The sequence below is a fragment of the Nonomuraea sp. LPB2021202275-12-8 genome (assembly GCF_037044575.1).
Lineage (GTDB): Bacteria > Actinomycetota > Actinomycetes > Streptosporangiales > Streptosporangiaceae > Nonomuraea.
Window position 1 is genome coordinate 635,447 of record NZ_JBAHWD010000001.1, and the last position, 18,088, is coordinate 653,534.

22 protein-coding genes are annotated in these 18,088 nt (G+C 71.8%); 13 read left to right on the forward strand and 9 right to left on the reverse strand.

Annotated elements, in window-relative coordinates; translation table 11 throughout:
• Positions 1-103 precede the first annotated feature (103 nt).
• On the reverse strand, positions 104-856 hold the full coding sequence (ddaH, locus tag V5E28_RS02995) for a dimethylargininase (protein WP_336204719.1): 753 nt from the start codon (positions 854-856) through the stop codon (positions 104-106).
• Positions 857-894: 38 nt separating this feature from the next.
• Here ddaH and V5E28_RS03000 point away from each other — a divergent pair, with 38 nt between their 5' ends.
• The 5 genes from V5E28_RS03000 to V5E28_RS03020 all read left to right on the forward strand — a co-directional run bounded on the left by V5E28_RS03000 (position 895) and on the right by V5E28_RS03020 (position 5,628).
• Positions 895-1,140: a DUF2630 family protein gene (locus V5E28_RS03000; RefSeq protein WP_336204721.1), complete on the forward strand. Its 246-nt coding sequence runs from the start codon at positions 895-897 to the stop codon at positions 1,138-1,140.
• A 41-nt stretch (positions 1,141-1,181) separates the two neighbouring features.
• Positions 1,182-2,165 carry a GNAT family N-acetyltransferase gene (locus tag V5E28_RS03005; RefSeq protein WP_336204723.1) on the forward strand — a complete coding sequence of 328 codons (984 nt, stop codon included), beginning with the start codon at positions 1,182-1,184 and terminating at the stop codon, positions 2,163-2,165.
• Positions 2,166-2,280: 115 nt separating this feature from the next.
• Positions 2,281-3,606, forward strand: coding sequence for an MFS transporter (locus V5E28_RS03010; protein ID WP_336204725.1), 1,326 nt, complete (start codon positions 2,281-2,283; stop codon positions 3,604-3,606).
• Between the two features lie 10 nt (positions 3,607-3,616).
• Positions 3,617-4,294, forward strand: coding sequence for a response regulator transcription factor (locus V5E28_RS03015; protein ID WP_336204727.1), 678 nt, complete (start codon positions 3,617-3,619; stop codon positions 4,292-4,294).
• Positions 4,291-5,628 carry a sensor histidine kinase gene (locus V5E28_RS03020; protein ID WP_336204728.1) on the forward strand — a complete coding sequence of 446 codons (1,338 nt, stop codon included), beginning with the start codon at positions 4,291-4,293 and terminating at the stop codon, positions 5,626-5,628. Before V5E28_RS03015 ends, V5E28_RS03020 begins: the two co-directional genes overlap by 4 nt.
• On the opposite strand, the gene V5E28_RS03025 is transcribed toward V5E28_RS03020, so the two are convergent.
• On the reverse strand, positions 5,607-6,524 hold the full coding sequence (locus tag V5E28_RS03025) for a TAXI family TRAP transporter solute-binding subunit (RefSeq protein WP_336204730.1): 918 nt from the start codon (positions 6,522-6,524) through the stop codon (positions 5,607-5,609). The genes V5E28_RS03020 and V5E28_RS03025 overlap by 22 nt on opposite strands.
• Positions 6,525-6,559: 35 nt before the next feature.
• Here V5E28_RS03025 and V5E28_RS03030 point away from each other — a divergent pair, with 35 nt between their 5' ends.
• The 8 genes from V5E28_RS03030 to V5E28_RS03065 all read left to right on the forward strand — a co-directional run bounded on the left by V5E28_RS03030 (position 6,560) and on the right by V5E28_RS03065 (position 12,560).
• Positions 6,560-7,279, forward strand: a complete 720-nt coding sequence (locus V5E28_RS03030; RefSeq protein WP_336204731.1) for a Mut7-C RNAse domain-containing protein — start codon at positions 6,560-6,562, stop codon at positions 7,277-7,279.
• Positions 7,280-7,493: 214 nt separating this feature from the next.
• Positions 7,494-7,796, forward strand: a complete 303-nt coding sequence (locus V5E28_RS03035) for an urease subunit gamma (protein ID WP_336204733.1) — start codon at positions 7,494-7,496, stop codon at positions 7,794-7,796.
• The gene (locus V5E28_RS03040) at positions 7,793-8,104 is read left to right on the forward strand and encodes an urease subunit beta (RefSeq protein ID WP_336204735.1); all 312 of its coding nucleotides are present in this window, start codon (positions 7,793-7,795) and stop codon (positions 8,102-8,104) included. Before V5E28_RS03035 ends, V5E28_RS03040 begins: the two co-directional genes overlap by 4 nt.
• On the forward strand, positions 8,097-9,803 hold the full coding sequence (locus tag V5E28_RS03045) for an urease subunit alpha (protein ID WP_336204737.1): 1,707 nt from the start codon (positions 8,097-8,099) through the stop codon (positions 9,801-9,803). The genes V5E28_RS03040 and V5E28_RS03045 overlap by 8 nt, the downstream gene beginning before the upstream one ends.
• Positions 9,803-10,498 carry an urease accessory protein UreF gene (locus tag V5E28_RS03050; protein ID WP_336204739.1) on the forward strand — a complete coding sequence of 232 codons (696 nt, stop codon included), beginning with the start codon at positions 9,803-9,805 and terminating at the stop codon, positions 10,496-10,498. Before V5E28_RS03045 ends, V5E28_RS03050 begins: the two co-directional genes overlap by 1 nt.
• Positions 10,499-10,511: 13 nt before the next feature.
• Entirely contained in the window at positions 10,512-11,174 is a 663-nt protein-coding gene (gene ureG / locus V5E28_RS03055) for an urease accessory protein UreG (protein ID WP_336204741.1), read from the forward strand.
• A 1-nt stretch (position 11,175) separates the two neighbouring features.
• A complete protein-coding gene (locus V5E28_RS03060) occupies positions 11,176-11,964 on the forward strand; it encodes an urease accessory protein UreD (protein ID WP_336204743.1) in 789 nt (262 codons plus the stop codon).
• 131 nt (positions 11,965-12,095) lie between these two features.
• Positions 12,096-12,560 carry a hypothetical protein gene (locus V5E28_RS03065; protein WP_336204744.1) on the forward strand — a complete coding sequence of 155 codons (465 nt, stop codon included), beginning with the start codon at positions 12,096-12,098 and terminating at the stop codon, positions 12,558-12,560.
• A 3-nt stretch (positions 12,561-12,563) separates the two neighbouring features.
• Here the strand turns inward: V5E28_RS03065 and era are convergent, their stop codons facing one another.
• The 7 genes from era to V5E28_RS03100 form a co-directional block, all read right to left on the reverse strand.
• The gene (gene era / locus V5E28_RS03070; RefSeq protein WP_336204746.1) at positions 12,564-13,472 is read right to left on the reverse strand and encodes a GTPase Era; all 909 of its coding nucleotides are present in this window, start codon (positions 13,470-13,472) and stop codon (positions 12,564-12,566) included.
• A gap of 18 nt (positions 13,473-13,490) precedes the next feature.
• Positions 13,491-13,967 carry an NUDIX domain-containing protein gene (locus tag V5E28_RS03075; RefSeq protein WP_336204748.1) on the reverse strand — a complete coding sequence of 159 codons (477 nt, stop codon included), beginning with the start codon at positions 13,965-13,967 and terminating at the stop codon, positions 13,491-13,493.
• Between the two features lies 1 nt (position 13,968).
• Positions 13,969-14,298: a cytidine deaminase gene (locus V5E28_RS03080; RefSeq protein ID WP_442945754.1), complete on the reverse strand. Its 330-nt coding sequence runs from the start codon at positions 14,296-14,298 to the stop codon at positions 13,969-13,971.
• Positions 14,299-14,308: 10 nt separating this feature from the next.
• On the reverse strand, positions 14,309-14,932 hold the full coding sequence (locus V5E28_RS03085) for a hypothetical protein (protein WP_336204750.1): 624 nt from the start codon (positions 14,930-14,932) through the stop codon (positions 14,309-14,311).
• A 329-nt stretch (positions 14,933-15,261) separates the two neighbouring features.
• The gene (locus tag V5E28_RS03090) at positions 15,262-16,557 is read right to left on the reverse strand and encodes a hemolysin family protein (RefSeq protein WP_336204752.1); all 1,296 of its coding nucleotides are present in this window, start codon (positions 16,555-16,557) and stop codon (positions 15,262-15,264) included.
• On the reverse strand, positions 16,554-17,030 hold the full coding sequence (ybeY, locus tag V5E28_RS03095) for an rRNA maturation RNase YbeY (RefSeq protein WP_336204754.1): 477 nt from the start codon (positions 17,028-17,030) through the stop codon (positions 16,554-16,556). Before ybeY ends, V5E28_RS03090 begins: the two co-directional genes overlap by 4 nt.
• Entirely contained in the window at positions 17,027-18,064 is a 1,038-nt protein-coding gene (locus V5E28_RS03100; RefSeq protein WP_336204756.1) for a PhoH family protein, read from the reverse strand. Before V5E28_RS03100 ends, ybeY begins: the two co-directional genes overlap by 4 nt.
• Positions 18,065-18,088: the final 24 nt, after the last annotated feature.

The following is an 18,088-nucleotide window of genomic DNA, read 5'->3' on the forward strand; positions in this document are numbered from 1 at the left end:
GCAGCATGGGTTTCACGCTATCAGACGTCTCGCCGTGGACCGTCCCGTTCTCACATGGTGAGAGTACGCAGGTCACGGCGGTGCTCGGAACGGCCGTCGCTGGTCAGGGGGTGGTGGGGATGAGCACGCTGAGGCAGGTGACACAGCCTTCCAGCTTCTCAAATTCCGAAATATCCACTGCCGTCACACTAAATCCGCGCTTTTCGAGCATGGCAGCAGTCTCCGGGGCGGAGGCGGCCATCAGGACCCGGTCGCCGCCCAGCGGCACCACGTGCGCCCCCGACTCCTCCGGCGGGACCAGCAGGCCGGGCAGGTCCACGTACGCCGGATCGCCGATGAGTGTGCCGTCCGGCAGCGCGGTGACCGCCGACTTCAGATGCAGCACGCCGGTGAGCCGCACGGAGACGACCTTCCGCTCCGGCAGCAGCGCGGCGAGCTGCCTGACCCCCTGCTCGTTGGTCCGCGCCGACCTGCCCACGTAGACGGTGGTCCCGACCTGCAGCACGTCCCCGCCGTCCAGCGTTCCCGGCCCGGTGATCCGCACCGCCTTCATCCCGAGCAGCCGTACGGCCGCCGCCACGGACTCCACCTCCGGCCGCCGCTCCGGCGCGCCCGGCCTGGTGAGTACGGCCAGCCTCCCGGCCACCACGACCGCGTCCTCCACGAACGGCGCGTCGGGCAGGTCGTCGGCGGGCTCGGCGTGCACGGCCCGCCAGCCGCCGTCGCCGAGCGCCGCCACGTAGCGGGCGTGCTGCTCGGCCGCCAGCGCGCGGTCCACTGGCTCACGCTGGATGTTGGTGACGATGCCCTCGGCGATTCGAGGGCCAGGCTTTCTTACCAGCGCGATACCAGACATAGGGCGCTTTCTATCACGAGGTCAGTAGAGTCTTGGACATGCGGGACAACGAGATTCTCTCCACGATCAGCGCCCTGGTCGACGAGGAGCACGAGTTGCGCGGCAGGCTCAGGTCGGGCGAGGTCGCCACCGACGAGGAGAACGCGCGGGTCAAGGAGCTGGAGGTGGCGCTCGACCGGTGCTGGGACCTGCTCCGGCAGCGCCGGGCGCGCCGCGGCGCCGGCGAGGACCCGGACGGGGCCGCCGCCCGCCCGGCCGACCAGGTGGAGCACTACCAGCAGTAAACCGCTCGCGTCCCCGGCCCGCGGTGCGGTTGTGTGAGCTCATGGAGATCCAGCGCATCGACGCGGAGCGGCCGGGCCGTCTGTTCGACGACTTCCACGACGCGTTCCTCGCCGCGTCGGCCGACGTGCCGGGTCCGTCGTTCCCGGCCGCCCGCTTCCGCGTGATGGCCGCCAAGGGATTCCCCGGCGCCCGCGCCGAGCCCTGGGTGGTGGTCGAGGACGGCCAGGTCGTCGCCGGTTACGTGCTGGCGCTGCCCACGTTCGACAACGCCCACGCGGGCCGCCTCTTCGCGTTCGGGGTGCGCCCGGAGCGGCGCGGCCGCGGTTTGGGCTCCGCCCTGCTCGCCCACGCCGTCGGCCGGCTGCGCGCCGACGGCAGGCGGCTGCTGCTCGCCACGACGCCTGCCGAGGGCGTCGGCGCGCGGGCGCACGGCTGCACGGTCGGCGTGGCCGAGGCCCGCAACGTGCTCGACCTGCGCAAGGCCGACTGGGACGCGCTCGAGCGGATGCTCCCCGATCCGGCCGGCTACCACCTGGAGCGCTGGACAGGCCCCGCGAGCCCGGAGTTGCTGCCCGATCTGGCCGCCGTGATGGACGGGATGAACGACGCGCCGCGCGTCGCGGGCGTGGAGAAGATCAACACGCCCGTCGAACGCGTCCGCGTCGGCGAGCGGCGCATCCCGGAGGCGGGCGACGACTGCTACACGATCCTGGCCAGGCGGACCTCCGACGGCGCCCCGGCCGGCTACACGCGCGTCCTCCTCGCGGCGGACCGGTCGGACGGGTGGGGGCACCAGGGCGACACGACCGTGCTGAGGCAGCACCGCGGCCACCGCCTCGGCCTGCTGCTCAAGCTCTCCAACCTGTTCTGGCTCCGCGAGCGCGAACCGCACCTCGACCGCGTCATCACCTGGAACGCCACCTCCAACACGCACATGCTGGCGATCAACGAGGCCATGGGGTTCGAGCTGTTCGACACGTGGAACGAGTGGCGCCTGGCGGTCGGGCCCGACAGGACCGGCTAACGGCCTCGCGTTGCGCCGATGTTAAGCGGACGTTAGATCTGAGCCCCGCTCCCTTGCCCGAACAACCTTCTGCGGACAGGCTCTGGCCTGCAACTACTCCCCAGGAGGTATCCCTGTGAGCAAAGCCCGCGTGCCGTGGAAGGCAGTGATCGGCGGCTCTGTCGGCAACTTGGTCGAGTGGTACGACTGGTTCGTCTACAGCAGCTTCGCCCTCTACTTCGCCGCCTCGTTCTTCCCTGAAGGCAATACGACCGCGCAGTTGCTCAACACCTTCGGCATCTTCGCGGTGGGCTTCTTCATGCGCCCGGTCGGAGGCTGGCTACTGGGCCGCTACGCCGACAGGAAGGGCCGCAAGGCCGCGCTCACACTCACCGTCACGTTGATGTCCGCCAGCGCCCTGCTGATCGCCATCGCCCCGACGTACGATGCCGTCGGCTACTTCGGCGCCGTTGTGCTGCTCGTGGCCCGGCTGCTGCAGGGCCTGTCGGTCGGCGGGGAGTACGCCGCGAGCGCCACCTACCTCACCGAGGCGACCCCGCCCGGCAAGCGCGGCTTCGCCTCCAGCTTCCAGTACGTCTCCATGACCGGCGGCCAGCTGATCGGTCTCGGCCTGCAGATCGTCCTGCAGAACACGATGACGGAGGAGGCGCTCAAGTCCTACGGCTGGCGCATCCCGTTCATCGTCGGCGCGCTCGCCGCGGCGGTCGTGTTCTACCTGCGCCGCAGCCTCATGGAGACCGACGCCTACGACGAGGAGGAGCGCGAGGACGGCGCCTCCGGCGAGGGCCGCGGCACCATCAGGGCGCTGCTGCAGCACAAGAGGGAAGCGCTGCTCGTCATCGCCCTGACCATGGGCGGCACGGTCGCGTACTACACCTACACGACCTACCTCACGCAGTATCTGGCGAACACCGCCGGCCTGCCCAAGCAGACCGCGACGACGGTCAGCTTCTGCGCGCTGTTCGTCTTCATGTGCGTCCAGCCGCTGGCCGGGGCGCTGTCGGACCGGATCGGCCGCCGCCCGCTGCTGATCACCTTCGGCATCGGCTCGATGCTCGGCACGGTGCCGCTGATGACGGCGCTGTCGACCGTCTCCGGCTTCTTCGGCGCGTTCGTGCTGTCCCTGGCGGGCCTGCTCGTGATCACCGGTTACACCTCGATCAACGCGGTGGTCAAGGCCGAGCTGTTCCCGACGCACGTGCGGGCGCTCGGCGTGGCGCTGCCGTACGCGATCGCCAACGCGGCGTTCGGCGGCACCGCCTCGTTCGTGGCGCTGTGGTTCAAGGACGCCGGCATCGAGTCCGGTTTCTACTGGTACGTCTCCGCCTGTGCGGCGGTGTCGCTGGTGGTCTACCTGACCATGCGGGAGACCCGCGACAAGCCGCTGTCGCGTGCCGAAGAGCAGCAGCAGGCTGAGAACGCGGTGCCGGTCCGCATCTAATCTGGTCCGTATGCGAGTTCTGCTGGTCGAGGACGACGATCGGCTCGCCTCCGCGCTCACCACCGCCCTCGCCCGCCACGGCCACCAGGTCAGGCGGGCGGGGCTGGCAGTCGACGCCATCCGCCTGGCGGGGGGCGTCGACTTCGTGCTGCTCGATCTCGGGTTGCCGGACATGGACGGGCTCGACGTGCTGCGCCGGCTGCGCCGGGGGTCGGCGGTGCCGGTCATCGTGGTGACGGCCCGCACCGAGGAGCGCGACGTGCTGCGCGGGCTGCGTTCGGGGGCCGACGACTATCTGATCAAGCCGTTCCGCACGGCCGAGCTGATGGCCCGCATGGAGGCCGTGATGCGGCGCGGCACCCGGCCGATGCCCTCGCGCGGCCACGTGGTGAGCGTCGGCGACGTCCGCATCGATCTGGAGACCAGGCAGGTGACGGTCGAGGGTGAGCCGGTGACGCTGACCAGGCGCGAGTTCGACGTGCTGGCGCTGCTGGCCCGCGAGCCCGGCGTGGTGCGCAGCCGCGAGGAGATCCTGGACGAGGTCTGGGGTGACCCGCTGCTGTCGGCGTCCCGCTCGCTCGACGTGCACGTGGCGGGCCTGCGCTCGAAGACGGGCCGCCCCGGGCTGGTGGAGACGCTGCGCGGCACCGGCTACCGCCTGGGGCCGGCCCTGGAGTCGCCGGCGTGAACTCCCGGCTGGTGGTCACCTTCACCACCCTGATCGTCTTCCTGATCGCCGCGCTGGCCGTGCCGCTCGGCTTCGCCTATGCCTCACACCGCACCAACCGGCTGCTCCTTGACCGGCGCGCCGACGCCACCCGCTTCGCCGAGCTGGCCGACCAGTCCGCGCGTGACGGCGACCGCACGGCGCTGGCGTACGAGATGGTGCGCTACTCGGAGCTGTACGACGCGGGCGTGCGGGTGCGGGACCGTGACGGCACGATCCTGGTCACGGCCGGGCACTTCGACTCCGACGACGGCGAGGCGATGCGGCTGGCCCTGTCCGGGCGTACGACCGAGGACCTGCCGACGATCAGCCCGTTCGGCCCGGCCGAGGTGCTGCTGGCCGAGCCCGCCGGGCGCGACGCGCAGCTGTCCGGCGTGGTGCTGCTGGAGGCCCGTGCCGACCAGGCCCGGCTGGACGTCTCGCTGGTGTGGGGGGCGCTGGCGCTGGGCGCGCTCATCGCGCTGGCCTACGCGGTGTTCGCCGCCAGGAGGCTGGCCCGCTGGATCATGCGGCCGGTCACCGAGCTCGACCGCACCACCCGGGCCATCGCCGAGGGGCACCTGGACGCGCGGGCGCATCCCGGCGTCGGCCCGTCGGAGCTGCGGCGGCTGGAGGAGCGGTTCAACGCGATGGCCGACGCGGTCTCCGCCGCGATGGAGCGGCAGCGCGCCTTCGTCGCCGACGCCTCGCACGAGCTGCGCACCCCGCTGACCGTGCTGGGGCTGCGCCTGGAGAACCTGGAGCCGCATCTGCGGGCGGACGGCTCGGCCGAGTTCGAGGAGGCCATGGCGGAGCTGGACCGGCTGGCGCTGCTGGTGGAGGATCTGCTGGCGCTGGCCCGGGTGGAGGCGGGGGTGGGCGCCGAGGACAGGGAGACCGAGCTGGCGCCGCGGCTCGCCGTGTGGCGGGAGGTGTACGCGGCCAAGGATCTCCGGCTCGTGATCGACGTGCCGGGGGCGTCGCCGGTGCCGGGGGCGGCGGCGCGCGTTGCGGACATCGCGCTGGACAACGCGCAGAAGTTCGTGCCCGCGGGCGGCACCGTGAGAGTCACCCTGCGCGACGGGGTGCTGCGCGTCGCTGATGACGGGCCGGGGCTGGCCGAGGAGGAGCGGGCCGACGCGGCGGGCCGGTTCTGGCGCTCGACCGCGCACGCCAACGTGCCGGGCAGCGGGCTGGGCCTGGCCATCGCCGCGGAGCTCGCCAAGGGGTGCGGCGCCACGCTGAGCCTGCTGCCGGCCACGCCGCACGGGCTGGTGGTGGAGCTGGAGCTGCCTCAGCCGTACGCCGTGCGGTAGTAGCGGGCGGCGCCCGCGTGCAGGGGGACCACTCCGGTGCCGATGGCGTAGCGCTCGTCCAGCCGGCCGCCGGGCGCGGACGGGGCCTGGAGACGGTCGCGGGCGCGGAAGAGCGTCTCGGTGACGGTGAACGCCATCTCGTCGGGCAGACTCGTACGGCACATCAGATAGCTGGGGGTGCCGACCGTCGTGATGACCCTGGCCCCGCCGTAGACGCCCGCGGGGACGGTGGCGGGCTCGTAGACCGGCCCGTAGGCGCGGCGCAGCACCGGGACCAGCGGCTCCAGCGGGACGAGCCTGATGTCGCCGAGCGAGGCGAGTGCGGGCGTGGGCACGCCACCGGACCAGAAGAACGCCTCGATGTCGCCCCCGGCCAGCGCCTTGATCGACTCGTCGAGCCCCAGCCTGCCGACGCGGGGCGCGCTCGCCAGCTCCGCCGCGGCGATCACCCTGGCGGCGGTGACCGCGGTGCCGGAGCCCCGCGCGCCGATGGAGACGGCGCGGCCGGCCAGGTCCGCGAGCTCCTGGACGGCGGAGTCCTCGGCCACGACCAGGTGCACGTAGTTCATGTACATCCTGGCCAGCGCGGACACCGGCTGACTGCCTACGCGGACCGCGTCGTCGGCGCTGTCGGCCAGCGAGAACCCCACGTCGGCCCGGCCACCGGCCAGCATGGTGAGGTTCTCGACGCTGGCGGCCGTCCGCAGCACCCGCACCTCGAAGCCGTCGTGCCGCAACTCGGCCGCGAACCGGTCGCCGAGCACCTCGTACGGGCCGCCCGCCAGGCCGGTCGCCAGCCGCAGCGCGGTCGGCCCGGCGTCACCCGCCGAGCACCCGGCGGCCCCCAGCCCGGTCAGCGCGGTCAGCGCGAGGAAGGCACGGCGGGTCAGCGACACAAAGGTACGTTACCGAATTCGGCACAATGGTCGTTGTGACGGAAAGGGACGCACTTCTTCGCATCGCGCCAGAGCTGATGATGTTCCTGCCCGCGAGCCGGCGCGCCCGGACGCAGCGGATCGTCACCGACGGCTCCTCCACGCTGGGGCACCATGTGGAGTCGGCCGGCATCCCGCTGACGGAGGTCGGCCCGATGACGGTCGACGGCCGGGGCGTGCCGCCGTCCTACCAGCCTCGTGCCGGTGACGTGGTGGAGGTCCAGGCGGTGCCCAGGCCGCAGCCGCTGCCCGCCGAGCCACGCTTCCTGCTGGACGTCCACCTGGGCACGCTCGCCAGGCGGCTGCGCCTGCTCGGCATCGACGCGGCCTACCACAACGACATGGACGACCCGTCCCTGGTGGTGCAGGCCAACGAGGAGCGGCGCGTGCTGCTCACCCAGGACCGCGGCCTGCTGCGCCGCCGCGCCCTGTGGCTCGGCGCGTACGTGCGCGGCTCGCGGGCCCCGGACCAGCTCCGCGACCTGCTCGAACGCTTCACCCCGCCGCTGCGCCCATGGACCAGGTGCACGGCCTGCAACGGCGAGCTGGCCACGGTCGCCAAGCGGGACGTGGAGGCGGTGCTGCGCTCGGGAACCCGTCAGGGCTACGACGCCTACGGCCAGTGCCAGCTGTGCGGCCAGGTCTACTGGCACGGCGCGCACAGCGGCGACCTGGAGGAGATCGTCCGGTCGGCACGCCTGTGGGCCGCCGGTTGATCTCACACGGCGAACAGCAGCCGGTGCGCACGACGTGCCCGCCGTATCCGGATTCGAGTCACTGACCGACAGCATCGCCGGGTCTCCCGGGCAGACCTCCCGCACCCGCGGTCGGCTCGGGCGGTCGGCGAGCTCTTCGCGACCGGTCCTGAAGGAAACCGACTCGACATGTCCCGGCAACACCGCGGAAACGAACGGTTCCTAAGGTCCGGCCATGCGGCTAACCCCACACGAGCAGGAGCGGCTGCTCATCCACGTCGCCGCCGGGGTGGCGCGGGAGCGTCAGGCCAGGGGTCTGCGGCTCAACCATCCCGAGGCCACCGCGATCATCGCGTCGTTCCTGATGGAGGGGGCCAGGGACGGCCGGACGGTGGCGGACCTGATGGCGGCCGGGCGCGCCGTGCTCGGCAGGGACGACGTCATGGAAGGCGTGCCCGAGATGCTGGACACCGTGCAGATCGAGGCCACCTTCCCCGACGGCACCAAGCTCGTCACCGTGCACAGGCCGATCCCGTGATCCCCGGCGAGTACACCCACCCCGAGGGGACCATCCCGCTGAACCCGGGCCGCGAGCGGGTCACGGTGCGGGTCGTCAACACCGCGGACCGGCCGGTGCAGGTCGGCTCCCACTACCACTTCGCCGTCGCCAACCCGGGTCTGGACTTCGACCGGCAGGCCGCCTGGGGGATGCGCCTGGACGTGCCCGCGGGCACCGCCGTCAGGTTCGAGCCCGGCGTCGAGCGCGATGTGACGCTGGTGCCCATCGCCGGCCACCGGATGGTGCCCGGCCTGCGCGCCGAGCAGGCGGGGGCGCTCGATGCCTGAGCTCTCCCGCGCTCGCTACGCCGCCCTCTACGGTCCCACCACCGGCGACCGGATCAGGCTGGCCGACACCGACCTGTTCATCGAGGTCACCGAGGATTTGTCCATGGGGCCCGCCGGGGCGGGCGACGAGGCGGTGTTCGGCGGCGGCAAGGTGATCCGCGAGTCGATGGGCCAGGCCAGGACCACCCGCGCCGAAGGCGCCGCCGACCTGGTGATCACCGGCGCGGTCGTCCTCGACCACTGGGGCGTGGTCAAGGCGGACGTGAGCGTCGTCGACGGCCGGATCGCCGCCCTCGGCAAGGCCGGCAACCCGGACACGATGGACGGCGTGGACATCGTCATCGGCCCGTCCACGGAGGTGCTCGCCGGCAACGGCAAGATCCTCACGGCGGGTGCGATCGACTCCCACGTGCACCTCATCTGCCCGCAGATCCTCGACGAGGCCATCGGTTCCGGCGTGACCACGATCGTCGGCGGCGGCACCGGGCCCGTCGAAGGCACCAAGGCCACCACCGTCACCGGCACCTGGTATCTGCCCAGGATGCTGGAGTCGCTCGACTCCTATCCGCTCAACTTCGCGCTGCTCGGCAAGGGCAACACGGTCTCGGCCGAAGGGCTGTGGGAGCAGCTCGCGGCGGGGGCCTCCGGCTTCAAGCTGCACGAGGACTGGGGCACGACGCCGGCCGCGATCGACGCCTGCCTGACCGTCGCCGACGCGAGCGGCGTACAGGTCACCATCCACACCGACACGCTCAACGAGGCCGGGTTCGTCGAGTCCACCCTGGAGGCCATCGGCGGCCGGACGATCCACGCCTACCACACCGAAGGCGCCGGAGGCGGGCACGCGCCCGACATCATCCGCGTCGCCTCCTACGGCAACGTGCTGCCCTCCTCCACCAACCCGACCAGGCCGCACACCGTCAACACGCTCGACGAGCACCTCGACATGCTGATGGTCTGCCACCACCTCAACCCGTCCATCCCGGAGGACCTGGCCTTCGCCGAATCCAGGATCAGGCCGTCGACCATGGCGGCCGAGGACGTGCTGCACGACCTCGGAGCCATCTCGATGATCGGCTCGGACTCCCAGGCCATGGGCCGCGCCGGTGAGACGATCATCCGCACCTGGCAGACGGCGCACGTGATGAAGGGCCGCCGCGGCTCGCTCGGCGGCCCCGCCGACAACCTCCGCGCCCGCCGCTACATCGCCAAATACACCATCTGCCCGGCCGTCGCCCATGGCCTGGAGGCGGAGGTCGGCTCGGTCGAGCCGGGCAAGCTCGCCGACCTGGTCCTGTGGGAGCCCGCCTTCTTCGGCGTCAAACCCGCGCTCGTCCTCAAGGGCGGCGTCGTCGCCTGGGCCCAGATGGGCGACGCGAACGCCTCCATCCCCACGCCCCAGCCAGTGATGCCGCGTCCCATGTTCGGCGCCGCCCCGGCCACGGCCGCCGCCACCTCGCTGCACTTCGTCTCCCCGCACGCTCTGGAGTCCGGCCTCGCCGACCGCCTTCCCGTCCGCCGCCGCCTGGCGCCGGTGGCGGACGTACGGGGACGCGGCAAGGAGGCGATGCCGCTCAACGACGCGCTGCCCAGGATCGAGGTGGCGCCGGACACGTTCGAGGTCCGGATCGACGGCGACCTGATCGAGCCCGCCCCCGCCCGGACGCTGCCGCTCGCGCAGCGCTACTTCCTCTTCTGATGAACCCCGCGATCCTGCTCCTCACCGACTCCCGCCTCCCCGCCGGAGGCCACGCCCACTCGGGCGGCGTCGAGCAGGCGGTGACCGCGGGCGCCGTGCACGATGTGCCGTCGCTGGAGGCGTTCCTGAGGGGCCGCCTCCACACCTCGGGCGCGGTCGCGGCCGCTCTCTCCGCGGCGGCCTGCGCCTTCGCCTCCCGTACGGCCCGGCCCGCCCTGCCCACCTGGGCCGATCTGGACACCGAAGCCGACGCCCGGACCGCCTCACCCGCACAGCGGGAGGCGTCACGCGTGCAGGGCAGGCTGCTGCTCCGGGTGGCGCGCCGCCTGTGGCCGTCGCCGGTGCTGGAGGAGCTGGCGCAGGCCGTACCGAGTCCTCATCACCCGCTCGCGCTCGGGGCGGCGGCGCACGCGGCGGGAGCGTCGCCCGGGGACGCCGCCATGGCGGCGGCCTACCACGCGGTCAGCGGCCCGGCCACGGCGGCGGTCCGGCTGCTCGGGCTCGACCCGGTGGCCGTCCACCGCCTCCTCGCGGACCTCTCCCGGGAGCTTCCCGCACCACAGGGCCGGCACGATCCCCGCTCACCGGCCGGCCTCGCCGCCGCCTGGGCGGCCCTGCCCGCCCACTCCGCCCCGGCCCTGGACCTCCTGGCCGAGCGGCACGCGCGAGCCCAGATCAGACTGTTCGTCTCCTAGGAAGGACCTGCCCATGGGCGCCGGCCACGACGACCATCACCACGCCCCCGACGGCCACGGCCGGGCGCTCCGCCTGGGCGTGGGCGGCCCGGTGGGCAGCGGCAAGACGGCGCTGGTTGCCGCCCTGTGCCGGACGCTCGGCCCGTCTCTCCAGCTCGGCGTGGTCACCAACGACATCTACACCACCGAGGACGCCGACTTCCTGCGCAGGACCGGAGTCCTCGACGAGGACCGCATCCTCGCCGTCGAGACCGGCTGCTGCCCGCACACCGCCATCCGCGACGACATCGCCGCCAACCTCGACGCCGTGGAGACCCTGGAGCACCGCTTCGGCCCGCTCGACCTGGTCATCGTCGAGAGCGGAGGCGACAACCTGACGGCCACGTTCAGCCGCGGCCTGGCGGACAGGCAGATCTTCGTCCTCGACGTGTCGGGTGGCGACAAGGTCCCCCGCAAGGGCGGCCCCGGCGTCACCACCGCCGACCTCCTGGTCATCAACAAGACGGACCTGGCCCCTCTGGTGAACGCCGACCTCGGCGTGATGGCCAGGGACGCGGCGGCGGTGCGAGCCGGCCGGCCGGTCCTGTTCACCTCCATCAGGCAGGACCCCGCCGCCACGGAACCGGCCACCTGGGTGAACGACCAGGTCGAAGCCTGGCTCCGCCAGCACGCCTGACATGCCCGCGCCCACGGCCCAGCCGGCCGATCGTGCCCGACCCGCCGGCCGCCGGGCCATGCGGGCCCGGGCCGAGCTGTCCACCGCCCTGACGGCGGGCCGCACCACGTTCCCGGTGCTGAGGTCCGCTCCCCCGCTGACCCTCCGGCAGACGGGCCCGCGCTCGGTGCACCTGGTCTCCACAGCGGCGGGCCCCCTCGGCGGCGACCACCTCGAGCTCGACCTGGACATCGCCCCCGGCACCACGGTGGAGCTCGCCTCGGTCGCGAGCACCCTGGTCCTGCCCGGTCAGGGCGAGTCCCGCATGCTGATCACCGCCTGCGTCGGCGCCGGAGCCACGCTGCGGTTCACCCCCGAGCCGACGGTCCTCGCCGCGGGCTGCACCCACCGCATCGAGGTGCGCCTGGAGCTCGCCCGGGAAGCCCGCGTGCTCTGGCGCGAAGAGATCGTCTTCGGCCGGTACGGCGAGAGACCGGGCCGCTGCCACGCCCGCTTCGACGCCACTCTCGACGGCGAGCCCCTGCTCAGGCAGGAGTTCACCGTCGGCGACCCGGCCCTGGACACCTCGCCGGCTGTCTACGGCGACGCCCGCTGCGTGGGCACCACCCTGATCACGGGCCCCTCTCCGGCGGCCCGGGTCATCATCGCCGACGGCGTCGCCGCGCTGCCCCTTACAGCCCCCGTCACCCTGGTCTCCGCCCTGGCCCCCGACGCCGTCGCCCTCCGCGCCAGACTCGAATGGGCCGAAGCCGCGGTCCTGACCGGCCACTCACCACCGTCGCCCGCGTGAAGCGGCCAGAGGCCGGGCCAGGGCCGCTCCGACGCCCGCCGCCTGCGACGGAGTCGAGCCGCCCTTCCCGCACCGCGAGGAGCGCCTCGCGGATAGTGGCCGGAAGGCCGCCGTCGGCCTATCGTGATCGTGTGGCCGACTACCTTTCGCCGGTTCGCCCCAAGCGTCGCGGCTACGCGCTCGCCGTCGTGCTGGCCGGGGCGATGCTGGTGTTCTGCGCGATCCTGCCGTGGGCGGGGGTCGAGGCCAGGAGCGAGTTGATCGGCGGCGGGGTGTCCAACGACATCCGCGGCATCGACGACGTCTTCGGCGTCTACACGCTCGTCTCCGGACTGGCCGCGCTGGGGTGCGGGGTGGCGGGGCTGCTCACCCGTCCTCGGGTCGCCGCACTGGCCGTGCTGCCGGGGGCGGTGGCGGCGCTGGTCCTGGTGCTGTTCGTGACCGACTCGGCCGGAATCCGGGATCGGATCTCGATCGACCTGGGCCGCCTGCTGTCGATCGAGCCGGTGATCAGGTACGGCTGGTTCGCCGCCCTAACGTCGGCCGTCGCGGTGGTCGTCCTGGCGGTCCTCGCGCTCGTCCGCCGCCGGTCGTAGCGGTCAGTCGTAGAAGCCCAGCCGCCGCAGCTGCTTCGGGTCGCGCTGCCAGTCCTTGGCCACGCTGATCCGCAGGTCCAGATAGACCCTCGTGCCGAGCAGGGCCTCGATCTGCTGGCGGGCCTTGGTGCCGACCTCGCGCAGCCGCTCGCCCTTGTGGCCGATGACGATGGCCTTCTGCGAGGGCCGCTCGACGAACATGTGCGCGTAGATGTCGAGCAGGTCGTCGCGGCCTTCGCGCGGCAGCATCTCGTCGACCACCACGGCGATCGAGTGCGGCAGCTCGTCGCGGACGCCTTCCAGCGCCGCCTCCCGGATGAGCTCGCCGACCAGCACCTGCTCGGGCTCGTCGGTGAGCTGCCCGCCCTCGTAGAGCGGCGGCGACTCGGGCAGATGCTCGATGAGCACGTCGCCCAGCACGTCGAGCTGCTCCCCCGACTGCGCGGAGACGGGGACGATGGCCGCGAACTCGGCGATCTGCGACACCGCGAGGAGTTGCGCCGCGATCTGCTCCCGGGTGGCCAGGTCGCACTTGGTGACCACGGCGACGACGGGGGTGTTCTTGACGGCGGTGAGCTTGTCGGCGATGAACCGGTCACCCTTGCCGATCGGCTCGTTCGCCGGGACGCAGAAGCCGATCACGTCCACCTCCGTGAGCGTCGACAGCACGAGGCTGTCGAGCCGCTCGCCGAGCAGCGTGCGCGGCCGGTGCAGGCCCGGCGTGTCGACGACGATGATCTGCGCCTCGGGGCGGTGGACTATGCCTCTGATGACCCGCCTGGTGGTCTGCGGCTTGGAGGAGGTGATCGCCACCTTCGTGCCGACCAGGGCGTTCATCAGCGTGGACTTGCCGACGTTCGGCCTCCCCACGAAGCAGGCGAATCCGGCGCGATGGTTGTCTGGCGAAGTCACATAGTGCATTCTGGCCCATCATCGAGCCTGGTCACGCCACCAGGCGAACGCGTCGGGGAGCACCCGCGGCGACCAGGCGGTCATGGTGAGTCCGTCCAGCTCCTGCTCGGTGACCCACCGGGCGTCGGTGATCTCGTCTTCGTCGGGGGTGGGCGTGCCCGAGACCAGCGCGCATCCGTAGACGGCTATCACGTAGGCGACCTCGTGGCCGTTCGGGTAGCGGGTGCGGAACTCCGGCCCGCCGTAGACGCCGATCAGCCCGCGCACCTCCACGTCGATGCGGAGCTCCTCCCGCAGCTCGCGCACCACGGCGTCCTGGGGCCGCTCGTCGGGATCGATGCCGCCGCCGGGCGCGGCCCACAGCCCGACGTCGCCGTGCCGGGCCATCAGCAGCCTGCCGGACGGGTCGAACACGCAGCCGCTCGCCGACGGCAGCATCAGCAGGTCGGGGCCGACCTTGGCCCGCAACCGTGCCAGGAACGGGGACATCGGCATGTCAGCCTCCGCCGCCGGCGCGCGGCGTGCCGTCCGGGTCCGCCACGAGCAGGGCCTTGACGCCCAGCTCGGCCGCCACCGCCTGGTCGGCGGCGCTCGGCTCGCCGGCCGTGACCAGCGCCACCGCCTCCAGCGACCGCGCGCCGCTGGAGACCGCCGTCGCCACCGCCACCTGCACGGCCGAGAGCGCGAGCGAGGTGAGCGTGACGTCGGTGGCCGAGTAGGTGCGCCCGGTCTCGTCGCGTACGGCGGCGCCTTCGGCCGTGCCGTTGCGGGCCCTGGCGGCGCGGGCCAACGTAATGATCTTGCTGTCTTCGGGATCGAGAGTCACGAGGACCAGGTTAGGCGGTCGCCATCCTGACGACAGCGTCGAGGAGCTGCCGCGTGCGCTGCGGGTCGACCTCGGCCATGCTGGTGTGCACCAGCGAGACGAGCGTGTCACCCGATCGGGCCAGCACCACGTCCAGCGTGTACGGATAGCCGTTCAGCTGCCCGCGCAGCTCGCCGCCCACCGCCTCGTCGGCCACGTCCCTGATCGGCAGGATGGTGGTGCGCAGGTGGGTTCCGCTCCCCGCCCGCACGGCCCGGCATGCCTCCAGGGCCCTGGACAGCTCGGCGATGTGTCCTTCGGCCTCGGAGCCGGCGTATCGGGCCAGGCCCACGCCCACCTGCTCGCCCAGCTCGTCGCCCTGGTAGCTGGCCGCCGCCTGCGCGGTCAGCGCCCGCGCGGGCGCCCGCCCTCCGGCCGCGTCCAGTACGGCGCGGCAGTTGCGATCCGCCGCCGTGAACGGCGGCCGCCACGCCTGCTCGCGCCGAGGCGAGAAGCCGTCGGGCAGCCTGGGCTCCTTGCTGAGGATTTCCCGCATCTGAGCAAGAGCCTGTACGTCCACGCCCTCGACTGCCGCGGTACCCCCGCCGCATCCTGCCAGGGCACCGGCCAGGAGCCCGCAGGCGATGATCCGCATTCCGCGATCCATGATTACCCCCGAATCGCAATCTCCCCGACCGACGAAAACGGCAATCCACCAGAGTTGCCAATAAACGATCAAATGCTAAAAGGGTGCCCTCGTCCGGCTATCCGGACGAGAACACCCTTTACGCCGAACAACGTCGCGATCGGCTAGCAGACCATGACGTTGCCGTCCCCCCAGGGGAGCGTCCTCCCGCCGCGAACCCCACCCGGCGTTCGGACGCTTCCCTCGTGACACCCACCGCACAGGGCGTCGATGAAGAGACTGGTCCAGGGCGGTTGCAGGAGACTTGTAGAAGACTTGCGCCGCCGATCAGCCGCCGATCAGTCGTGCTCGGCGGCCGCCGGGACGATGTCGCCCGACGACGGCGCGACCCGGCGCACGACCACGGTGCTGATCCGGTTGCGGCGACCGGCCAGGCTCTCGGCGGTCAGCTCCAGCCCGGCCACCTCGGCCTCCGACCCCGCGATCGGCACCCGGCCGAGCGCGTGGGCGAGCAGTCCGCCGACCGTCTCCACGTCGTCGACCTCGATCTCGGTGTCGAACAGCTCGGCCAGCTCGTCCACCGGCATCCGGGCCGTCACCCGCAGCGCGCCGTCGGCCATCGGCTCGACGCGGGGCGCCTCCTGGTCGTACTCGTCGGTGATCTCGCCGACGATCTCCTCCAGCACGTCCTCGATGGTGACCAGGCCGGCCGTCCCGCCGTACTCGTCGATGACGATGGCCAGGTGGGTCTGCTTGGCCTGCATCTCGCGCAGGAGCTGGTCGATCGGCTTGCTCTCGGGCACGTAGGTGGCCGGGCGCATGATCGACTCGATCCGCTCCTCGCCGCCGTCCTCGCCGGACTCGTGCACCCGGCGGGTGATGTCCTTGAGGTAGGCGATGCCGATGACGTCGTCCTCGTTCTCGCCGACAACCGGAATCCTGGAGAAGCCGCTGCGCAGCGCGAGCGACAGCGCCTGGCTGAGCGTCTTGCCACGCTCGATGTAGACCATGTCGGTACGCGGCACCATGACCTCGCGAACGAGCGTGTCGCCCAGCTCGAAGACCGAGTGGATCATCTCGCGCTCGTCCGGCTCGATGACCCTGCGCTCCTCGGCCAGGTCGACCAGATCACGCAGCTCGGCCTCCGAGGTGAACGGCCCGTCGCGGAACCCCTTGCCGGGAGTCAGCGCGTTGCCGAGGAGGATGAGCAGCTTGGGCAGCGGACCGAAGATCTTGGTCAGCCCGTAGACGATGGGCGCGCTGGCCAGCGCGATCGGCTCGGCGTGCTGGCGGCCGAGGGTGCGGGGCATCACCCCGACGATCACATAGCTGACCACGATCATCACGGCGGCGGCGGACACGTAAGCCCAGCCCTGGTCGTCCATGAGGTCGATGAACAGTAGCGTCGCGATCACCGTCGCGACCATCTCGCAGCACAGCCGGAGCAGGAGGAGGAGGTTGAGGTAGCGCGGCGCGTCGGCGACGATGGCGTGCAGCCGCTGGGCTCCGCGCTTTCCATCGCGCACGGCCTCTTCGGCCCGCACCCTGGAGATGCGGGTCAACGCCGTTTCCGCGCTGGCGATGAGGCCGCCGACCATGACGAGGACGACGGCCAAGGGCAACCAGGCGTTCACCGGGAGCTGCGCACCTCCCGCCACCCTTCGAGCAGCCGGGCCTGCAGGCCGAACATCTCCTTGTGCTCCTCAGGCTCGGCATGGTCGTAGCCCAGCAGGTGGAGGATGCCGTGGGTGCACAGCAGCTCCAGCTCCTCCTGAGCACTGTGCCCGGCCTCGGACGCCTGCCTGGCAGCCACCTCGGGGCAGAGCACCACATCACCGAGCAGCGCCGGATCGGCCGGGCTGTCGGCGTCGCCGCGCGCGCCACCGCCCGGCCGCAGCTCGTCCATGGGGAAGGCGAGCACGTCGGTCGGACCGGGCTCGCCCATCCACTTCTCGTGCAGCTCGGACATGACGTCCTCGTCGACGACCACGATGGAGAGCTCGGCGAGCGGGTTGATGCCCATCTCGCCGAGCACGTGGGTGGCCAGCGAGACCAGACTCTCCTCGCCGACCTCCACGCCGGACTCGTTGTTGACCTCGATGCTCATCGACGCTTGCTCCGCTGCTGGATGGCCTTGGCGGAGCTCGGCTCCTGGAGGGCGTCGTAGCGGCCGTAGGCGTCCACGATCTCGCTCACCAGCTTGTGGCGGACCACGTCGGCGCTGGTCAGACGGGAGAAGTGGATGTCGTCGATGCCGTCGAGGATCTCCTGGACGACCCGCAGGCCGCTGACCGTGCCCGAGGGCAGGTCGACCTGGGTGACGTCACCCGTCACGACAATCTTGGAGTTGAAGCCGAGCCTGGTCAGGAACATCTTCATCTGCTCGGCCGAGGAGTTCTGGGCCTCGTCGAGGATGATGAAGGCGTCGTTGAGCGTGCGGCCTCGCATGTAGGCCAGCGGCGCGACCTCGATCGTGCCCGCGGCCATCAGCTTGGGGATCGAGTCGGGGTCGACCATGTCGTGCAGCGCGTCGTACAGCGGGCGCAGGTAGGGGTCGATCTTCTCGTACAGGGTGCCGGGCAGGAAGCCCAGGCGCTCTCCGGCCTCGACCGCGGGCCGGGTCAGGATGATCCGGTTGACCCGCTTCTCCTGTAGCGCGCGCACGGCCTTGGCCATCGCGAGATAGGTCTTGCCGGTGCCGGCGGGGCCGATGCCGAACACGACCGTGTGCTTGTCGATCGCGTCGACGTAGCGCTTCTGGTTGACCGTCTTGGGCCTGATGGTGCGGCCACGCGAGGAGAGGATGTCCAGGGACAGCACCTCCGCCGGACGGTCCGACGTCATGCGCAGCATGGCGATGCTCCGCTCGACCGCGTCGGGCGTCAGCTCGCCGCCGCTGCGCAGGACCTCGACCAGCTCCTCGAACAGCCGCACCACCGTGCCGCTCTCGTCGGGGCTGCCGGTGACGGTGATCTCGTTTCCGCGCACATGGATGTCTGCCTTGAAGGCACCCTCGATGACGCGTAGCAGCTCGTCGCGGGAGCCCAGGAGGCTGACCATGGGGTATTCGTCCGGAATCAGCACCTTGGCTTGCGTGCGCGATGGAGGTGCCGTGCGTCGGGCTTCGTGTAGTTCGGACATGGGCAGGCCAGCGGCCTGATGCCT